13 protein-coding genes and 1 riboswitch (1 of these 14 only partly in view) are annotated in these 15,570 nt (G+C 46.1%); of the genes, 10 read left to right on the forward strand and 3 right to left on the reverse strand.

The features are described 5' to 3' along the window. Nucleotides 1–18: 18 nt before the first annotated feature. The 3 genes from tdh to KIK04_RS13690 all read left to right on the forward strand — a co-directional run bounded on the left by tdh (nucleotide 19) and on the right by KIK04_RS13690 (nucleotide 2,826). Entirely contained in the window at nucleotides 19–1,062 is a 1,044-nt protein-coding gene (tdh, locus tag KIK04_RS13680; RefSeq protein WP_232274228.1) for an L-threonine 3-dehydrogenase, read from the forward strand. Between the two features lie 24 nt (nucleotides 1,063–1,086). Next, nucleotides 1,087–2,262, forward strand: a complete 1,176-nt coding sequence (locus tag KIK04_RS13685; protein WP_232274229.1) for a glycine C-acetyltransferase — start codon at nucleotides 1,087–1,089, stop codon at nucleotides 2,260–2,262. A 180-nt stretch (nucleotides 2,263–2,442) separates the two neighbouring features. Continuing rightward, a complete protein-coding gene (locus tag KIK04_RS13690; RefSeq protein WP_232274230.1) occupies nucleotides 2,443–2,826 on the forward strand; it encodes a YybH family protein in 384 nt (127 codons plus the stop codon). Between the two features lie 135 nt (nucleotides 2,827–2,961). On the opposite strand, the gene KIK04_RS13695 is transcribed toward KIK04_RS13690, so the two are convergent. Further along, entirely contained in the window at nucleotides 2,962–3,666 is a 705-nt protein-coding gene (locus KIK04_RS13695) for a class I SAM-dependent methyltransferase (protein WP_232274231.1), read from the reverse strand. Nucleotides 3,667–3,701: 35 nt separating this feature from the next. Then, nucleotides 3,702–4,835 (reverse strand): ATP-binding protein, encoded by a 1,134-nt coding sequence (locus KIK04_RS13700; RefSeq protein ID WP_232274232.1) that lies wholly within the window; start codon nucleotides 4,833–4,835, stop codon nucleotides 3,702–3,704. A 516-nt stretch (nucleotides 4,836–5,351) separates the two neighbouring features. On the opposite strand from KIK04_RS13700, the gene KIK04_RS13705 reads away from it, so the two are divergent. The 4 genes from KIK04_RS13705 (at nucleotide 5,352) to KIK04_RS13720 (ending at nucleotide 10,130) form a co-directional block, all read left to right on the forward strand. Further along, nucleotides 5,352–6,512 (forward strand): Gfo/Idh/MocA family protein, encoded by a 1,161-nt coding sequence (locus KIK04_RS13705; RefSeq protein ID WP_232274233.1) that lies wholly within the window; start codon nucleotides 5,352–5,354, stop codon nucleotides 6,510–6,512. 71 nt (nucleotides 6,513–6,583) lie between these two features. After that, nucleotides 6,584–7,507 carry an ABC transporter permease gene (locus KIK04_RS13710; RefSeq protein ID WP_232274234.1) on the forward strand — a complete coding sequence of 308 codons (924 nt, stop codon included), beginning with the start codon at nucleotides 6,584–6,586 and terminating at the stop codon, nucleotides 7,505–7,507. Between the two features lie 13 nt (nucleotides 7,508–7,520). Continuing rightward, the gene (locus KIK04_RS13715; RefSeq protein WP_232274235.1) at nucleotides 7,521–8,405 is read left to right on the forward strand and encodes a carbohydrate ABC transporter permease; all 885 of its coding nucleotides are present in this window, start codon (nucleotides 7,521–7,523) and stop codon (nucleotides 8,403–8,405) included. A 57-nt stretch (nucleotides 8,406–8,462) separates the two neighbouring features. Further along, complete coding sequence (locus KIK04_RS13720; RefSeq protein WP_232274236.1) at nucleotides 8,463–10,130, forward strand: extracellular solute-binding protein; 1,668 nt, start codon at nucleotides 8,463–8,465, stop codon at nucleotides 10,128–10,130. A gap of 176 nt (nucleotides 10,131–10,306) precedes the next feature. On the opposite strand, the gene KIK04_RS13725 is transcribed toward KIK04_RS13720, so the two are convergent. Then, a complete protein-coding gene (locus KIK04_RS13725) occupies nucleotides 10,307–11,638 on the reverse strand; it encodes a serine hydrolase domain-containing protein (RefSeq protein ID WP_232274237.1) in 1,332 nt (443 codons plus the stop codon). A 197-nt stretch (nucleotides 11,639–11,835) separates the two neighbouring features. Between KIK04_RS13725 and guaA the strand changes: the two genes are divergently transcribed. The 3 genes from guaA to KIK04_RS13740 form a co-directional block, all read left to right on the forward strand. After that, a complete protein-coding gene (gene guaA / locus KIK04_RS13730) occupies nucleotides 11,836–13,374 on the forward strand; it encodes a glutamine-hydrolyzing GMP synthase (protein ID WP_232274238.1) in 1,539 nt (512 codons plus the stop codon). A 173-nt stretch (nucleotides 13,375–13,547) separates the two neighbouring features. Next, nucleotides 13,548–13,648, forward strand: a riboswitch (purine riboswitch). Between the two features lie 236 nt (nucleotides 13,649–13,884). Beyond that, nucleotides 13,885–15,279: an NCS2 family permease gene (locus KIK04_RS13735; RefSeq protein WP_232274239.1), complete on the forward strand. Its 1,395-nt coding sequence runs from the start codon at nucleotides 13,885–13,887 to the stop codon at nucleotides 15,277–15,279. 212 nt (nucleotides 15,280–15,491) lie between these two features. Continuing rightward, a protein-coding gene (locus tag KIK04_RS13740; protein ID WP_232274240.1) for a GNAT family N-acetyltransferase crosses the window boundary here: on the forward strand, nucleotides 15,492–15,570 show its start. 356 nt of this gene lie beyond the right edge of the window; the window shows 79 of its 435 coding nt (coding positions 1–79); it begins with the start codon at nucleotides 15,492–15,494; its stop codon lies off the right edge, out of view.

Here is a 15,570-nt window from a genome sequence, read left to right on the forward strand (position 1 = left end):
GAGGGGAGCAATTACAAAATGACACGAACCATGATGGGCTTAGTGAAGCAAGACCGTGTCTCTGGAGCTGTATATAAAGAAGTTCCTGTGCCGACATGCGGTCCGCACGACGTACTTGTGCGGGTGAAGACCTCATCCATATGCGGCACAGACGTTCATATATATAAGTGGGACGAATGGGCAGCGCGAACTGTCGTTACACCTAACGTATTTGGTCACGAATTTGCAGGGATCGTAGAAGCGATTGGCGAAGAAGTGACAAACGTAAAAGTAGGCGACTATGTATCAGCAGAAGGACATGTTGTGTGCGGAACGTGTAAGGCATGCCGTACGGGCAATGCTCATGTGTGTCCGAATACGAAAAGCTTCGGCATCACGATTCCAGGCTGCTTTGCTACCTATGCCGTCGTCAAGGCAAGCAACATCATTCATAATGATCCGAAGCTGCCGATCGAGATCGCATGTTTGCAAGATCCGTTGGGGAATGCTGTGCAAACGGTGTTGTCCGGTGATATTGTCGGCAAAAGCGTGGCCGTTATCGGCTGTGGGCCGATTGGTCTTATGGCGATTGCGGTGGCAAAAGCTTGCGGCAGCGGCACGGTTTACGCGATCGACATTAACCCGTATCGGCTTGCGATGGCGAAGACGATGGGCGCGGACGTTCTTATCGATAACAGCGATAATTCAATGGTGCAGCAATTGAAAGCCCTTACACAAGGTGAGGGCATCGAAGTTGTACTTGAAATGTCCGGTCATCCAGGAGCGATTCGTGACGGATTTAAAGCGGCAGCGAATGCGGCGCGGGTGTCGTTGCTTGGTATACCGACACGTGAAGTGTCGTTTGACTTGGCGGAGGACATTATTTTTAAAGGATTGCGCGTTGAAGGCATTACGGGCAGACGTATGTATGATACGTGGTATCAGCTAAAAGGTTTACTAGAGAACGGACGCATCGACTTGTCGCCGCTCATTACACATCAGTTTACGCTTGATCAATACGAAGAAGCATTCGACCTAATGGCGTCAGGGAACTGCGGCAAAATTGTGTTTATGCATGATTAAGATAAATGTGGAGGTGTTTCGAATATGGCAGATTTAAATTATCTTCAAGCCCAAATCGATCAATTGAAAGCAGCAGGCCGCTACCGGCCGCTAACGGTGTGGGAAGGTGGTTCTGACCGTTGGATGGACTGGCAAGGACGTCGTGTACTGCAAATGTCCTCGAACAACTACTTAGGGTTGACGCAGCATCCGAAGCTGAAGGCGGCGGCAATTGCTGCAACGGAGAAGTACGGTGTCGGAGCGGGCTCTGTGCGCACGATCGCAGGTACACTCGACATTCACGACGAGTTGGAGCGTCGGTTGGCGGAGTTTAAAGGCGTGGAAGCGACACTCGTATTCCAATCCGGCTTCACAACGAATCAAGGCGTGCTCGCCTCCATTCTCGGGCCAGACGATGTCGTGATCAGCGACGAGTTGAACCATGCGAGCATTATCGACGGTATTCGACTGACGAAAACGAATAAGCGCATTTACGGGCATAAAGATATGGATCAGCTTGAAGCAACGCTGCGCGAAAGCAGCCAGTTCCGTCAACGGCTTATCGTGACGGACGGTGTGTTCAGCATGGACGGCGATATTGCGCCGCTACCGCACATTGTCGAGCTGGCAGAGCGCTATGATGCGCTCGTCTACGTGGACGACGCGCACGCAAGCGGTGTGCTTGGTAAGCATGGCAAAGGTTCGACCGACCATTTCGGCTTACATGGTCGTGTGCACATTCAAGTCGGCACCTTGTCGAAGGCGATCGGTGCCGTCGGTGGCTACGTCGCCAGCTCACATGTGCTGAAAGATTATTTAACGCATCAAGCGCGCTCCTTCTTGTTCAGCACGTCTTTGCCGCCATCTGTCGCTGCTACGTGCTTAGCAGCCATTGACGTGCTGCAAACCGAGCCAGAGCTGACTGAGCGTCTGTGGACGAACGCGAATGGCTTCCGCGCGGAGCTTCAGAAGCTAGGCTTCGATACCGGCGTAAGCGAAACGCCGATTATTCCGATTATTGTCGGCGAGCCAGCGCGTGCGATGGACTTTTCAAGCCGTTTGCTTGAGGAAGGCGTATTTGCGCAAGGTATCGTCTATCCAACCGTTGCGATGGACAAAGGGCGTGTTCGCTTGATCGTAACGGCCCAGCATACACGCGAGGACTTAGACTTCGCACTTGCAGCGCTGACGAAGGTCGGAAAAGAATTTGGCTTAATCTAATTGATATTCAACCACATTTATCCAACACGCTCCGTCTCGATTCACGTGGAGCGTGTTTTTTGCCGCTCGTGTGGCTCTATTTTTTACTGCTCACATACTATTATTTATAGTAAGCTCCTTGAATTTCGGAGAATGGCCCTCTATGATATTGGTATTCCAATACAAGAGTGAGGGAACACCATGATCCAAGAATTAAACCGATTTATGAAACAGTATGAAGATGCAACAAACTCACATTGTTTTGACAATGTTGCAGAGCTCATCACGCAGGGGGCAGTATACATATTTTCGGACGGAACCTACTGTGGGATGGATGCTATTCGAGCTGTCTTCAATCGGAATTGGGACACCATTAAGGAGGAAACGTACCGCATTGAAAATGTGCAATGGGTCTCCTTAGCAGAGGATACTGCAGTGTGCGTATATGAATTTCATTGGCAGGGCTATGAGCAAGGCGTATTCAAACAAGGTGGAGGACGAGGAACGAATGCACTTGTACGTAAAGATTGGCGTTGGTACATTTTACACGAACATTTAAGTGCTCACCCTGAACCGTCTGTTTAGCCTATTAGCCACGCCATCATTAGCACGGGTCAACCGTAATCTAACTTACATAGCGGGTGCATTCTAACTCGTTGCAGCTTATCAAAGTAAAGCCTTGGTTGCAACTTGCCTATCTGAAGCACCCGCATGATTTACTTATTTTTTCTGAAACAAAGCCGTCCACATAAACGATTCACCGAACAGGGCGTGGGGCTGCTCTATCTTCTTCATTTTCCGCAGCTCAATGATCTTAAATGAATTGAAAATTGCCTTTATACTTTGTTCAGTATAGCCTAATCCACCCTGCAAACTACGCAAGCGATACACTTCCCAATCGCTGATTTCCGACCCCATATCTCCACGGGCGAAGCAGACCAACCCGAAGTAGCCAGAAGGTGTTAACGCTTTATGGAGTAATTCGAGATAACGAATTCGACGATGCGGCAATAGATGATGAAAACATCCGCAATCATATACAAAATCATAACTCTCAACTTCAATATCCAGTTCAAAAATGTTTTTGCACATCAAGTTTACGTTGTTCACGTTTTGCTCTTTAATGCGCTCTACTCCCCAGTTGATCGCGGTTTGTGAAATATCAACGCCGTCGACGACAGCTCCTTGCTCCGCCATATAAATCGCGTTTCGGCCTGCTCCACATCCAAGTTCAAGCACCTTTTTCGGCTGTAGATGATACGTTTGCACATAGTGCACCAGATTTTCATCAGGAGCGTTCACGAAAAATGGAATCGGTTTTTCCCGATTTTGATAAAATTCATCCCACCATGGGCGGTCCTCTCTAAACAAGGAATCAAGCATTTCCATGACATCTTCGACGTTGCAGATCGTTTGATTTGACATGTACACGTGCCCCCTTAATCGGAAAAATGATGAGTTTAATGTTGGACTGTAATCGTAAGCTCGGGATAACTCGCTGCGAGTTGTGCGGCCTTCTCTTCTAAAATATCGCGCTTGAATTCGGTGCTGAACAGCTCCGGATTTGGCTTAAACGTCACACTTGTTCCGGATTCATTCGTTAAGCCCACAGTCATGAGTCCGGTTTCTGGAACACCGTATTTATACGTCTGGCGGTAAATACGCCCATCTCGTCGTATTTCAATAGTAAGTCGATACGATAGGGCGTTAACGACGGCAATACTGATCCCTTTTTCTGCGCCATGAGCCATGTACGGTGCGTCAGCTTCAAATCTACGTATATCGGTCAAAATGGACTGAACCGCAGGCTCATTCGTATGCGGCAGCACCTGTGTTGGAATGCCTCTTCCGTTATCCGATACCGTTACGCTGCCATCGTCATGCAGAAATAGACCGACTGCGCTGCTGTGTCCAGCACGATGTTCGAGCACCACATTCTCGACGACTGCCCATAGCAAGAGGTGCGGATCATGGTTTTCCTCAGCAGCTCCCAGATAAGTGGCTACTTGCTGTCTAGCCTCTGCCATGTCCATATATTTGCTCGTATCCAACAAATCGGATACAGCAGCAAGCAGTACTAGCAGTGGAAACGTCCGGTGGTTAGGAACCGTGTAACGTCCACCTTGCTGCACGATTAAATCGCTGCTTAGCAGCGCCTTGAGGTGGTGGTACAATTGGCCGGTCGTACCCATATTTAATTGCTCGACCAGTTCAGCTCCTGTCAGCGCTTGGCCTAGGAGTGCTCTTAGGATGTCTAGTCGTTGCTTATGTGCCAACGCTGTCAGCACTTTAGACACTTTTTCACTATTTAATCCTAGTAAATCGTCTGTGTTTCGCTTCTGTGGCAGCCAACGGAATGGCTGCCCCTGAACTTCATATTGGCCGGAATAAAAGACAGCACGGACGGCTTCGTCAACCTTGAAATCCTGCTCGACTTTTATTTCGTGTCCGCTGTTCGTGTCACAATTGTACGCGGATGCTGTCGATGCGGAAGTTGTCGCTTCACTATTTAGTTGCTGCACGAGTCGAAAAAGCTCGGCTACTTGTTGCTTTAGTAGTTGAACGTCAGTACTTAAGCTTTGATTGTTGGACATTTAAACAGATCGCCACCTTTGACATGTTTTACGCAAATACGGAAATACATGAATACCCGAATATTTGAATACGTTAATACGTAATTACGTAATATTTAACTTTCATCCGAATTATAGGTCATAATTTCCTTATTGTAAATAGTGGAAATCTAACTTTGTACATTCTTTTTCGAGAAGAATAGCCTCTTGATTGAGGTGAGAAAAATTTGGGTAATATCAATTTATTTGCACCCAATAAATTTAATATAAATCATTTAATCTTCCTTAAAATGAGTTGACGGCCTTTTGAATGACGTAATATAATGGGCGTAACACAAGTAAAAGAAAATATTTCCATAATAAACATGCTTATAATACATACTATTTGAATCTTACTCGTATTAATTTGGCCCCAAACACAAACGCCTACTTCTTTCCTAACACATAACACTCCAATTTATTTTGTAAGCGCTTCACCGTCTGCGGTCAGCAACTACCTTTTAAACTATACAAACGAATAGAGAGGGGAAATGAACGATGAATCAAGTCCGAATGGCTATGATTGGCGCACGTGGAAGAGGGGGGATCGCGAAGTATTGGCATAAGCCAGGTGGGCGATCAATCGTTGTCGGAGCGGCTGACATTTACCCTGATAAACTGCAAGCATTTCAGCAAGAAGTGAATCCAGATGCTTTTGTGACGACCGATTATCGGGAACTGTTGGAGCGTGACGACATTGATGCGATTGCTGTCACATCACCTGATTTCTGTCATGAAGAGCATGCTGTGGCGGCACTGCGTGCAGGTAAGCACGTATTTTGCGAGAAGCCGTTGGCGATTACGGTCGAAGGTTGCGACAACATTTTGCGTGCATGGCAAGAGTCGGGCAAACATCTGATGGTTGGATTCAACATGCGTTACATGAACATGTATCGAACGATGAAGGAAATCGTAGATTCTGGTGTGATTGGCGAAATAAAAGCAGTCTGGGTACGTCATTTCGTAGGCTGGGGCGGATACTTTTATTTTCATGATTGGCACGCGAATGCCAACAATTCGACAGGGCTGCTGTTGCAAAAAGGGTCGCACGACATCGACATCATCCATTGGATTACGGGGCGATACGCCACGAAAGTGTCGGCGTTTGGCGGACTGGACTTCTATGGCGGCACGAAGTCGAACGATTTGACTTGTCCGGCATGTGACGAGCGCGCAACGTGTACGGAGGCGAGTCCACGACATCTTATCGAGTGCGCCTTCCGCGAAGAAGTAAACGTAGAGGACAACAATATGGTCATTATGGAGCTGGAGGGAGGAATTAAAGCTTCCTACTTGCAGTGCCATTTTACACCGGACTATCAGCGGAACTACACGTTTATCGGCACAGAAGGCAGACTTGAAAATAACGAGCTCGAGAACAAGGTTTACGTCTGGACGCGTCGCTCGAATAGTGCGCGAGAACTGTCGGATCGCGTCTACCACGTGAAGGAGTCTGAAGGCTCGCACAGCGGTGCTGATCCGAATATTTGCAATGATTTTATTGCTATGATTTTAGATGGAAAAGCTCCAGTCGCTACGCCGTTAGCAGGACGAATGAGTGTCGCGGTAGGTTGTGCGGCTACCCACTCCATTCGTACAGGGGGCGGAGTGGTGCAAGTATCGCCAATACCTGATTTTGCTTCGCTTTCGAAAGTGTAAATACGGTGTGAACCGAGCAATTCGTTTAACACCATGTAGCCGGTTATTTTACGGGGAGGAGCGTACGGATCATGACCACAATGAGCAAAAAAGGTAGCGTTTGGCGTTCCATCAAAAAGAATTGGCAATTGTATATGTTAATTTCCCCCGTCCTTTTGTATTTTATCGTCTTTCATTATTTGCCGATGTACGGCGTGCAAATTGCCTTTAAGGATTTTATGGCCAATAAGGGCATATGGGACAGCCCTTGGGTTGGATTCAAGCACTTTGCCCGGTTCTTTGATAGCTATTTCTTCGAAAGACTTATGATCAACACCTTAACGATCAGCTTCTACACGCTGCTTTTAAGCTTTCCCATCCCAATCTTGCTTGCCCTAATGGTGAACGAAGTCCAATCAACTCGTTTTAAAAAAATCGTACAAACCGTTACCTACGCCCCTCATTTTCTATCTATCGTCGTCGTTGTCGGCATGATGTTTATTTTTCTTCATCCCAGTACAGGTATCGTCAATCATATGATCGTTTTCTTTGGTGGAGAGCCGATTCGATTCATGACTGACCCAAACTGGTTCAAAACGCTCTACGTTTTTTCGGACGTATGGCAGACGACGGGGTGGAGCTCCATCATTTATTTGGCCGCGTTGTCAGGCGTCGATCATCAGTTGCATGAAGCGGCAACGATGGATGGAGCTAACAAGATGCAGCGCATTTGGTACATTAATTTACCTAGTATTGCCCCGACAATTATCATTTTGCTCATTCTCAACTTAGGCAGCGTTATGGCAGTTGGCTTTGAAAAGATTTTTCTGATGCAAAATTCACTCAACATGGCAAGCTCGGACGTCATTTCCACTTACGTCTATCGCGCGGGGATTCTTGATGCCCAATATAGCTTTTCGGCGGCTATCGGTTTGTTCAATTCTGTTGTCAACTTTGCGTTGCTTATTGTTGTGAACTACGTTGCACGTCGCGTAAACCAAACGAGCCTATGGTAAAGGAGTGCTGCGCATGCTCGATCAATCTTGGGGAGATCGTCTATTTAACGCGGTTAATATCGCGATGCTAACTATCATTACACTTATCGTCCTATACCCGCTCGTATTCGTGCTTAGCGCCTCCATCAGCAATCCAGAGGCGGTATTGAACGGGGCGGTGTGGCTGTGGCCGCAAGATATTAACTTTGACGCCTATTTCAAAATTTTTAATAACAAAGATATCCTGATCGGATATGGCAACACCATTCTGTACACCGTGTTAGGCACTGCAATTAACGTGGTTATGACGATTTGCGCTGCGTATCCACTCGCACGCAAAGATTTGTTCGGACGGAATGCCATCACCCTACTCATCGTGTTTACGATGTTTTTTAGCGGGGGGCTAATTCCAACGTATTTAATCATTAAACAGCTAGGCATGCTGGACTCGATTTGGGTCATGATTATCCCGAACGCGGTGGCGGTGTGGAACATTATCATTATGCGTACCTTTTTTCAGCAGTCCATTCCGCCTGAACTGGAAGAGGCTGCGATGATCGATGGTAGCAGCCATATGCAAACGCTCCTCCGAATCGTACTTCCGTTGTCGCTGCCGATTATCGCGGTGATGGTCTTGTTCTACGCGGTTAGTCATTGGAATTCGTACTTCAACGCACTCATTTATTTAGACAGCAGGGAGCTGTTTCCACTCCAACTTGTCCTGCGCGAAATCGTTATTCAAAGTGATGCGGGTGATCTCGTGAAGCTGCAAAGTGAATCGGCAGCACGGATGAAAATGACCGTTGAGGGTTTGAAGTATGCCGTACTCGTTGTCGCGAATTTACCTGTGTTGCTGTTGTATCCTTTTTTGCAGCGTTATTTTGTGAAAGGCATGATGATTGGGGCATTAAAAGGGTAGCAGCGAGTTAGGTGGTAAGTCGTCCTTAAAATACTAGGTGAAAAGCGAGGGGTAATCATGCGTGCAACGAGTGTGTCCTATCCAAAACGCGTCAAAAAAGTCGGTCTCATGCTGCTATGTAGCGTGATGATGATGTCATTCGTGCTTACTGCTTGTAGTAAAGGCTCAAATAGTGGAGCAGATGTTCCAGCAGCTGCGCAATCGAGTGAACAGCGGCTCGCGCAGCTTAATGTGGAAGGGATGCCTATCGCGAAGGAAAAGCTGACGATGAGTGCGTTTGCGGCCAAATTTTATGCCTCGGCAGATTGGAACAAGCTTATGTTGTGGGAACAGTACGAGAAGCTGTCCAACGTTCATATCAAGTGGGAAACGGTGCAGATCGACAGTTTGAAAGAGAAGCGTAACATTAAGCTTGCAGGCGGAGAATATCCGGAAATCTTTTTCGCGTCTGCCTTTTCGCGAAGTGATCTTATCAAGTACGGAAGTCAGGGGACTTTCATCAAGTTGGATGACCTTATTGATACACATGCGCCCAACTTCAAACGAATCATGGAGCAATATCCGATTGTCAAAAAAGGTATCACGATGCCAGACGGCAGCATTTACGGGCTGCCGACCATCTTTGATCCGGCCTTTAAATCGCTATACATGGGCACGCCATGGATGAAGCAGGAATGGCTGCGCAAGCTGAACATGCAGCCACCGACTACTCTTGTTGAGCTGCACGCGGTCTTAAAAGCAATGAAGGAAAAAGACCCAAACGGCAACGGCAAACCAGATGAAATTCCGTGGGGCTCGCGCGGTGTGAAACAGATGATTAACTTCCTGAAAGGCACCTACGGTTTCAACAAAAATGGGATCGCGAATGAGCACGTTGATCTTGATCCTAAGACGGGCAAGCTGCGCTTTATTCCAACGAATGAGCGCTATAAAGAGCTACTGCAATATATGCATACACTGTACCGCGATGGGCTGCTCGATCAGGAGACGTTTACGATGAAGGAAACGGATATCGCTGCCAAGGCGAGCCAAGGACTTTATGGCTTCCTAGACGGCGTAGACCCTGCGGCTATCTACAATCAAAAAGGGTTTATAGGCATGCCTGTGCTTAAAGGCCCTTCCGGAGAACGCCTAGCGACAAATGTCGGCTCGCCGCTTGGAAATACGGGCATGTTTGTGTTGACGGACAAAGCGAAGCATCCAGAGGCAGCCATGCGCTGGATCGATCATTTATACAGTGACGAGGGAGTGAAGATGTTCTTTATGGGCTTCGAGGGTGTCACCTACAAGCAGAAAGCCGACGGTGAGTTTGAATACGTGGAAGCGCTCCGGAACAATCCAGATGGCTTGAACTTGGATCAGGCGATTAGTCAGTACTTAACGTGGCCTGGTGGGTACTACCCGGGCATCGTGAAGCAACGCTTTTTCAAAGGGGCAGAAGGATACCCAAGTTCCATTGCTAACGCTAAACAAGCTGAACCGTTTACGATCAAGATGGACGAAGTATGGCCTGTCTTTAACTTTACGCCTGAAGAGCAGGAAGAGCTGATGACAATCCAGACTGATATTCATACGTATATCGATGAAATGCGAGATAAATTTATAACGGGTGCGGCTAGCTTCGAGGAGTGGGACAATTATGTTGCACAAATCAGCAGTATGAAAGTTGAGCGCTACGTAGCTATTTACGCTGCTGCTTACGAACGATTTAAGGCGGCTAACTAACGGGTTGTCCTTCCGCAATCAGATGAGTAGTCCATGAGGAATCACTTATATGGGTTGGGGCACTCTATTTCTTATTGTCCACAAATGGATAGGGATGTCTTGCGGTCATTTGCAATGACTTGAGACATCCCGGTTTCGAATTTGAAAGATGCTATTACGTTATGAAGAAATTAAGATTAGTTCGATTCGTTTGTAGGAATCGGCTGTTGTTTCAGTACTCTAATGATCTCGCGGAAGGCGACGATCTCTTCTAAGCCTTCTTCCACGGTGTCTGTACTCGTTTTAATAAGGACAATATTCTCTTTTTGGTTCACGTAAATCGTTTGTCCATATATCCCGTTTGCAATAATTTCTGTGCCGTTACTTTCCATAGGAATCCACCATTGATATTTATAAAAGGGTGATCCCTCACTGGCGATATAAGTTTCCTTGATCCAGTTTTCCGAAACAATTTGTTTCCCATTCCAATTGCCGTTATTTAAATACAGGCGACCAATTTTTGCATAATCACGTACTGTCGCATTCAGAAAGGCGAAAGTCATATCGTCACCGTGCATGTCTGTGTTCCATTTTGCGACACTTTCCATACCTAACGGCTTCCATATTTTTTCCTCTAAATACTTAGAAGGATGTTTACCGGTAACTTTTAAGAGCAGCATACCTAGAACTTGGGTGTCTGAACCTTTATATACAAACGTACCTGAGGGAACAGTATCGGCAGGGAGTCCGGTCATTTTATGGTTAAATGATTTTTTGTCTACGAACAATTCTTGATGCCATACCTTCATAAACTCGTTATCAAAATTAGGGTACTTCACACCGGATGCCATATTTAAAATGTGCTTAATTGAAACGCCGTTATAGCCTGATTGCTTTAATTCCGGCAAATAGTCTGTAATCGGATCGTTTACGTTTTTAATATGTCCTTCATCAATTGCGATGCCAATTAGAGCTGATGTAATGGATTTGGAGATGGACCATGATGTAGCTAACGATTTTGGTGTATTTCCTTGGTAATACTTCTCGATTAATATTTTGTCGTTTTCCAGCACGAGTAGGCCTGTTGTGCCTGTTCTTTGGAGTAAATCTTTGAATGTGCGAGCTTGTCCATTGTAGGTGTAAGTGAAATTAGGGACTTTACGGAGAGCTTTTTTGAATTTGTACACGTGATGTAGATCGTTTCGTACGATGCGACTTGGGAATACTTTATGCATGGAGCGGAAGTTGTGTACAATTTTATCTTTATCAAACAGGGTCAAAAATGCAGTGGGGTCATAAGTTGCGGCTGTTACTGCGAACTGTGTTTCTTCAAAATGTGATCCTTCGGAGTCATTTTGCTCAAATATGTCAGGCGAGCTAAGCGATTGGATGTCTTCCGTGATGTTAGAACGCGGTGTCTCTTCGGTGTTTAATGCATGTGCTGTCGAATAAACGGGACCAAACGAACTGAACGACCCTGCAAAAAATGTTGACAGGGCAAGTGTGACAATCCATTGCCTTTTGGCCATGTAAACATACACCCCTTATTTAGTTTTATCCCGAAATATTGCTTGGGATATATTGTATTCAACTTACATGATTCGACGGCATATTTCAATTTATTCTTTTAAAAACTTTTTTCTAAAAATGTTAACTTTGTGAGTTTAATTGACCCTATTTTGTCGTTCCGGTATAATAATGAACAATATTTTGTGGGAGGCTCGAAATGACTAAGCCAAATGAAATGATCGTTGTCCTCGATTTCGGTGGACAGTACAACCAGCTTATTGCACGTCGTATCCGCGATTTGGGCGTATACAGCGAACTGATTGCTTTTAACACATCTGTAGAACGCATTAAGGAGCTGAATCCGAAGGGCATTGTCTTTTCAGGTGGTCCGGCGAGTGTGTATGAAGAGAACTCGCCATTAGTGGACCCGGCTATCTATGATTTAGGCCTTCCTATTTTCGGTATTTGCTACGGAATGCAAATGATGTCGCATCAATTGCAGGGCAAGGTAGAACGCGCGGGCAAGCGTGAGTACGGAAAAGCGGACGTTACCTTCCAACCCGACAGTGCGTTGGCAGAAGGTTTGGAAGCGAACCAAACGGTGTGGATGAGCCACACGGACTTGGTTACTGAAACTCCGGCGGGCTTCCGTGTTGACGCAAGCACGGAGCATGCTCCGATTGCGGCAATGAGCCACGCAGAGAAGCGTTTCTTCGCGGTGCAATTCCACCCAGAAGTGCGTCACTCTGTGTACGGCAACGACATGATTCGCAACTTCTTGTATAACATTTGCGGTTGCGAAGGCAACTGGAGTATGGAAACGTTTGTCGAAGACAAGATTCGCGAAATTCGCGAAACAGTCGGCGATCGTAACGTGTTGTGCGCCTTGAGCGGCGGCGTTGACTCTTCGGTTGTTGCGATGCTGATTCACCGCGCAATTGGCGATCAACTGACATGTATGTTTATTGACCATGGCTTGCTGCGTAAGGGCGAAGCTGAAGGTGTAATGGACACGTTTGTTGGTAAGTTCGATATGAAAGTAGTTAAGATCGATGCTCGCGAGCGTTTTATGAGCAAGCTTGCAGGTGTATCTGATCCTGAGCAGAAACGTAAAATTATCGGTAACGAGTTTATTTACTGCTTCGATGAAGAATCGGCGAAGCTCGGTGATTTTGCATTCTTGGCGCAAGGCACACTGTACACGGATATCGTAGAAAGTGGTACGGCAACAGCGCAAACGATCAAATCGCACCACAATGTAGGCGGTTTGCCAGAAGATATGAAGTTCAAATTGATCGAGCCTTTGAGCACGTTGTTCAAAGACGAAGTGCGTAAAGTCGGCGAAGAGCTTGGCTTGCCACGCGCTATCGTATGGCGTCAGCCGTTCCCAGGACCAGGTTTGGCGATTCGTGTCTTGGGCGAAGTAACAGAGGACAAGCTTGTAATCGTACGTGAATCCGATGCTATCTTGCGCGAGGAAATCGCAAAAGCGGGCTTGGACAACGAGATCTGGCAATACTTCACGGCCTTGCCTGATATGAAGAGTGTCGGCGTAATGGGCGATGCGCGCACGTATTCCTACACAGTAGGTATCCGCGCGGTTACATCCATCGACGGCATGACAGCAGACTGGGCACGTATTCCGTGGGATATTCTTGAGAAGATTTCCGTGCGTATCGTGAACGAGGTTGAGAACGTTAACCGTATCGTGTACGACGTAACATCGAAGCCACCGGCTACGATCGAGTGGGAATAGACTTGAATTAACAAATAACCATTCCTCACCTCTTAAAAAGGTGAGGAATGGTTATTTTTATTACTAATCCCCTCTTTCCGAGGAAGATTACACGAACGATACATATATTTATATATCAAAATATTCGGATTTTCATTGACAATGTTCGACGTTTTTCTTAAAATGTAGACAACAATCACAACTGAATCTCTTTTCGTATAATTCCGGGGATAGGCCTGGAAGTCTCTACGAGGTCACCGTAAATGACCTGGCTACGGGAAGTCACGACGCTTACGCGATACAACTATCATCACCTGATAGAGTTATATACTGCGACTTGCTACATGAATGATAAGATAAAGTTGAATGGAGAGATGTGCGATTGCATCTTCATTATAATTCTAACTCTATCATTCTAGTCACTTCTATCGCAGGGAAGCGTTCGTCGTACCTTTTCTAGCCAGAACTCGGGAGACTATACGCCTGAGTTCTTTTTTTCATGATGAAAGCTATGGGGAGGATGTTACGCGTATGGAGCGCTTCTTCAAAATCAAGGAGCACGGTTCAAGTGTAAGAACAGAAATTATGGCTGGGATAACGACATTTATGACGATGGCCTACATCCTAGCAGTAAATCCGAACATTTTGACGGCTTTCGGCAAGACAGGTATGGAATGGTATCCGGTGTTTCTTGCGACCGCGATTGCGGCAGGCATTTTTACGATTGCGATGGGTCTTTTCGTTAACTTCCCTGTTGCTCTAGCGCCAGGTATGGGATTGAATGCATACTTTGCGACAGTTGTTATTTCGTCGGGTGGAGCAATTTCATGGCAGATGGCTTTAACCGCAGTGTTTATTTCAGGAGTTATCTTCTTTTTACTAACGATAACGCGAATTCGCCAAATGCTACTGGATGCCGTACCAGATGCATTAAAGCACGCAATCACCGTCGGCATTGGATTGTTCATCACCGTAGTGGGCTTGAAAAACAGTGGTCTTCTCTCCGTTTCCGTTGAAACGGTAAATGATATCCCTAGTGGTACGTTTACACCACTTCAAGGATTTGAAACAGTATTCGGACTTGGTAGCTTTAGTGATCCGAACGTACTTTTAACGCTGATCGGCTTAGCACTTATATCCGTATTGATGATATTGAATGTTCGTGGAGCGATTTTGTTCGGTATTTTAGGGACAACATTTGCGGCACTGTTTATGGGCGTTGTGAGCCTAGACAACATTGATAGCGTGAAGACGCCTTGGATACCAGATTTCTCGCAAATGAATGCCTTCCAATTTGATTTCGCAGGAATTCTAGGTGTAGGAATCGTTTCTATTATATTAACGTTCACCTTTGTTGAGTTGTTTGATACATTTGGGACATTAGTTGGGACGGCGAATCGTGCTGGCTTTATGAAAAATAAAGAAGAAGGCAACAAGCGCGTCGGCAAAGCGATGTTCGTCGATTCAGTTGCTGTTGCGGGCGGTGCTGCACTTGGAACGAGTACCGTAACGGCGTTCGTCGAAAGTTCCGCGGGTATAGCTGAGGGTGGTCGGACAGGCCTAACCGCAGTGACCACAGGCATCTGTTTCTTGCTTTCGCTGTTTATTGCGCCGCTAATTGCACTTATTCCAGGCTCCGCAACTTCAGCTGCGCTTATCGTAGTAGGCGTCTTGATGATGCAGGCTGTACGCGAAATTAACTTTCAAGACCTTGTGCTAGGCATTCCTGCTTTCTTCACGATAGCGTTCATGCCATTTACGTACAGCATCGCAAACGGTATTTCATTCGGTATCCTTGCTTATGTATTGCTCGCATTTGTAGCCAATGTGTTTGGTGAGAGTAGGCCAAAGTATCGTATTCACTGGTTAATGTGGGTTTTGTTCGTACTCGTAATTACTCGTTATGTAGCGATGGGCGGGCATTAATAAATAAGAACAAAAAGAGGTGAGTGGCTAATGCCACTCATCTCTTTTTTTACACTTCGAAATGTGTTTCTTCTATAATATGAAGAAAAAAAGATGCAGTTAATTGTAGCGAAAGATTTGGCGTAATAAACAACCGTCTTTAGCGTTATATGTATAAACCATGAAAAGTGACAGTTATGAGCTAACAATGAATATGAAATGAGGGAACAGAGATGATTCAAATTAGACGAGCTGAACAATCAGACATACCGTGGGTCAATGAACAATACCGTCAAATTGGTTTTGTATCTT

Origin of the sequence: Paenibacillus sp. 481 (assembly GCF_021223605.1) — a bacterium.
Classification (GTDB): Bacteria; Bacillota; Bacilli; order Paenibacillales; family Paenibacillaceae; genus Paenibacillus_B.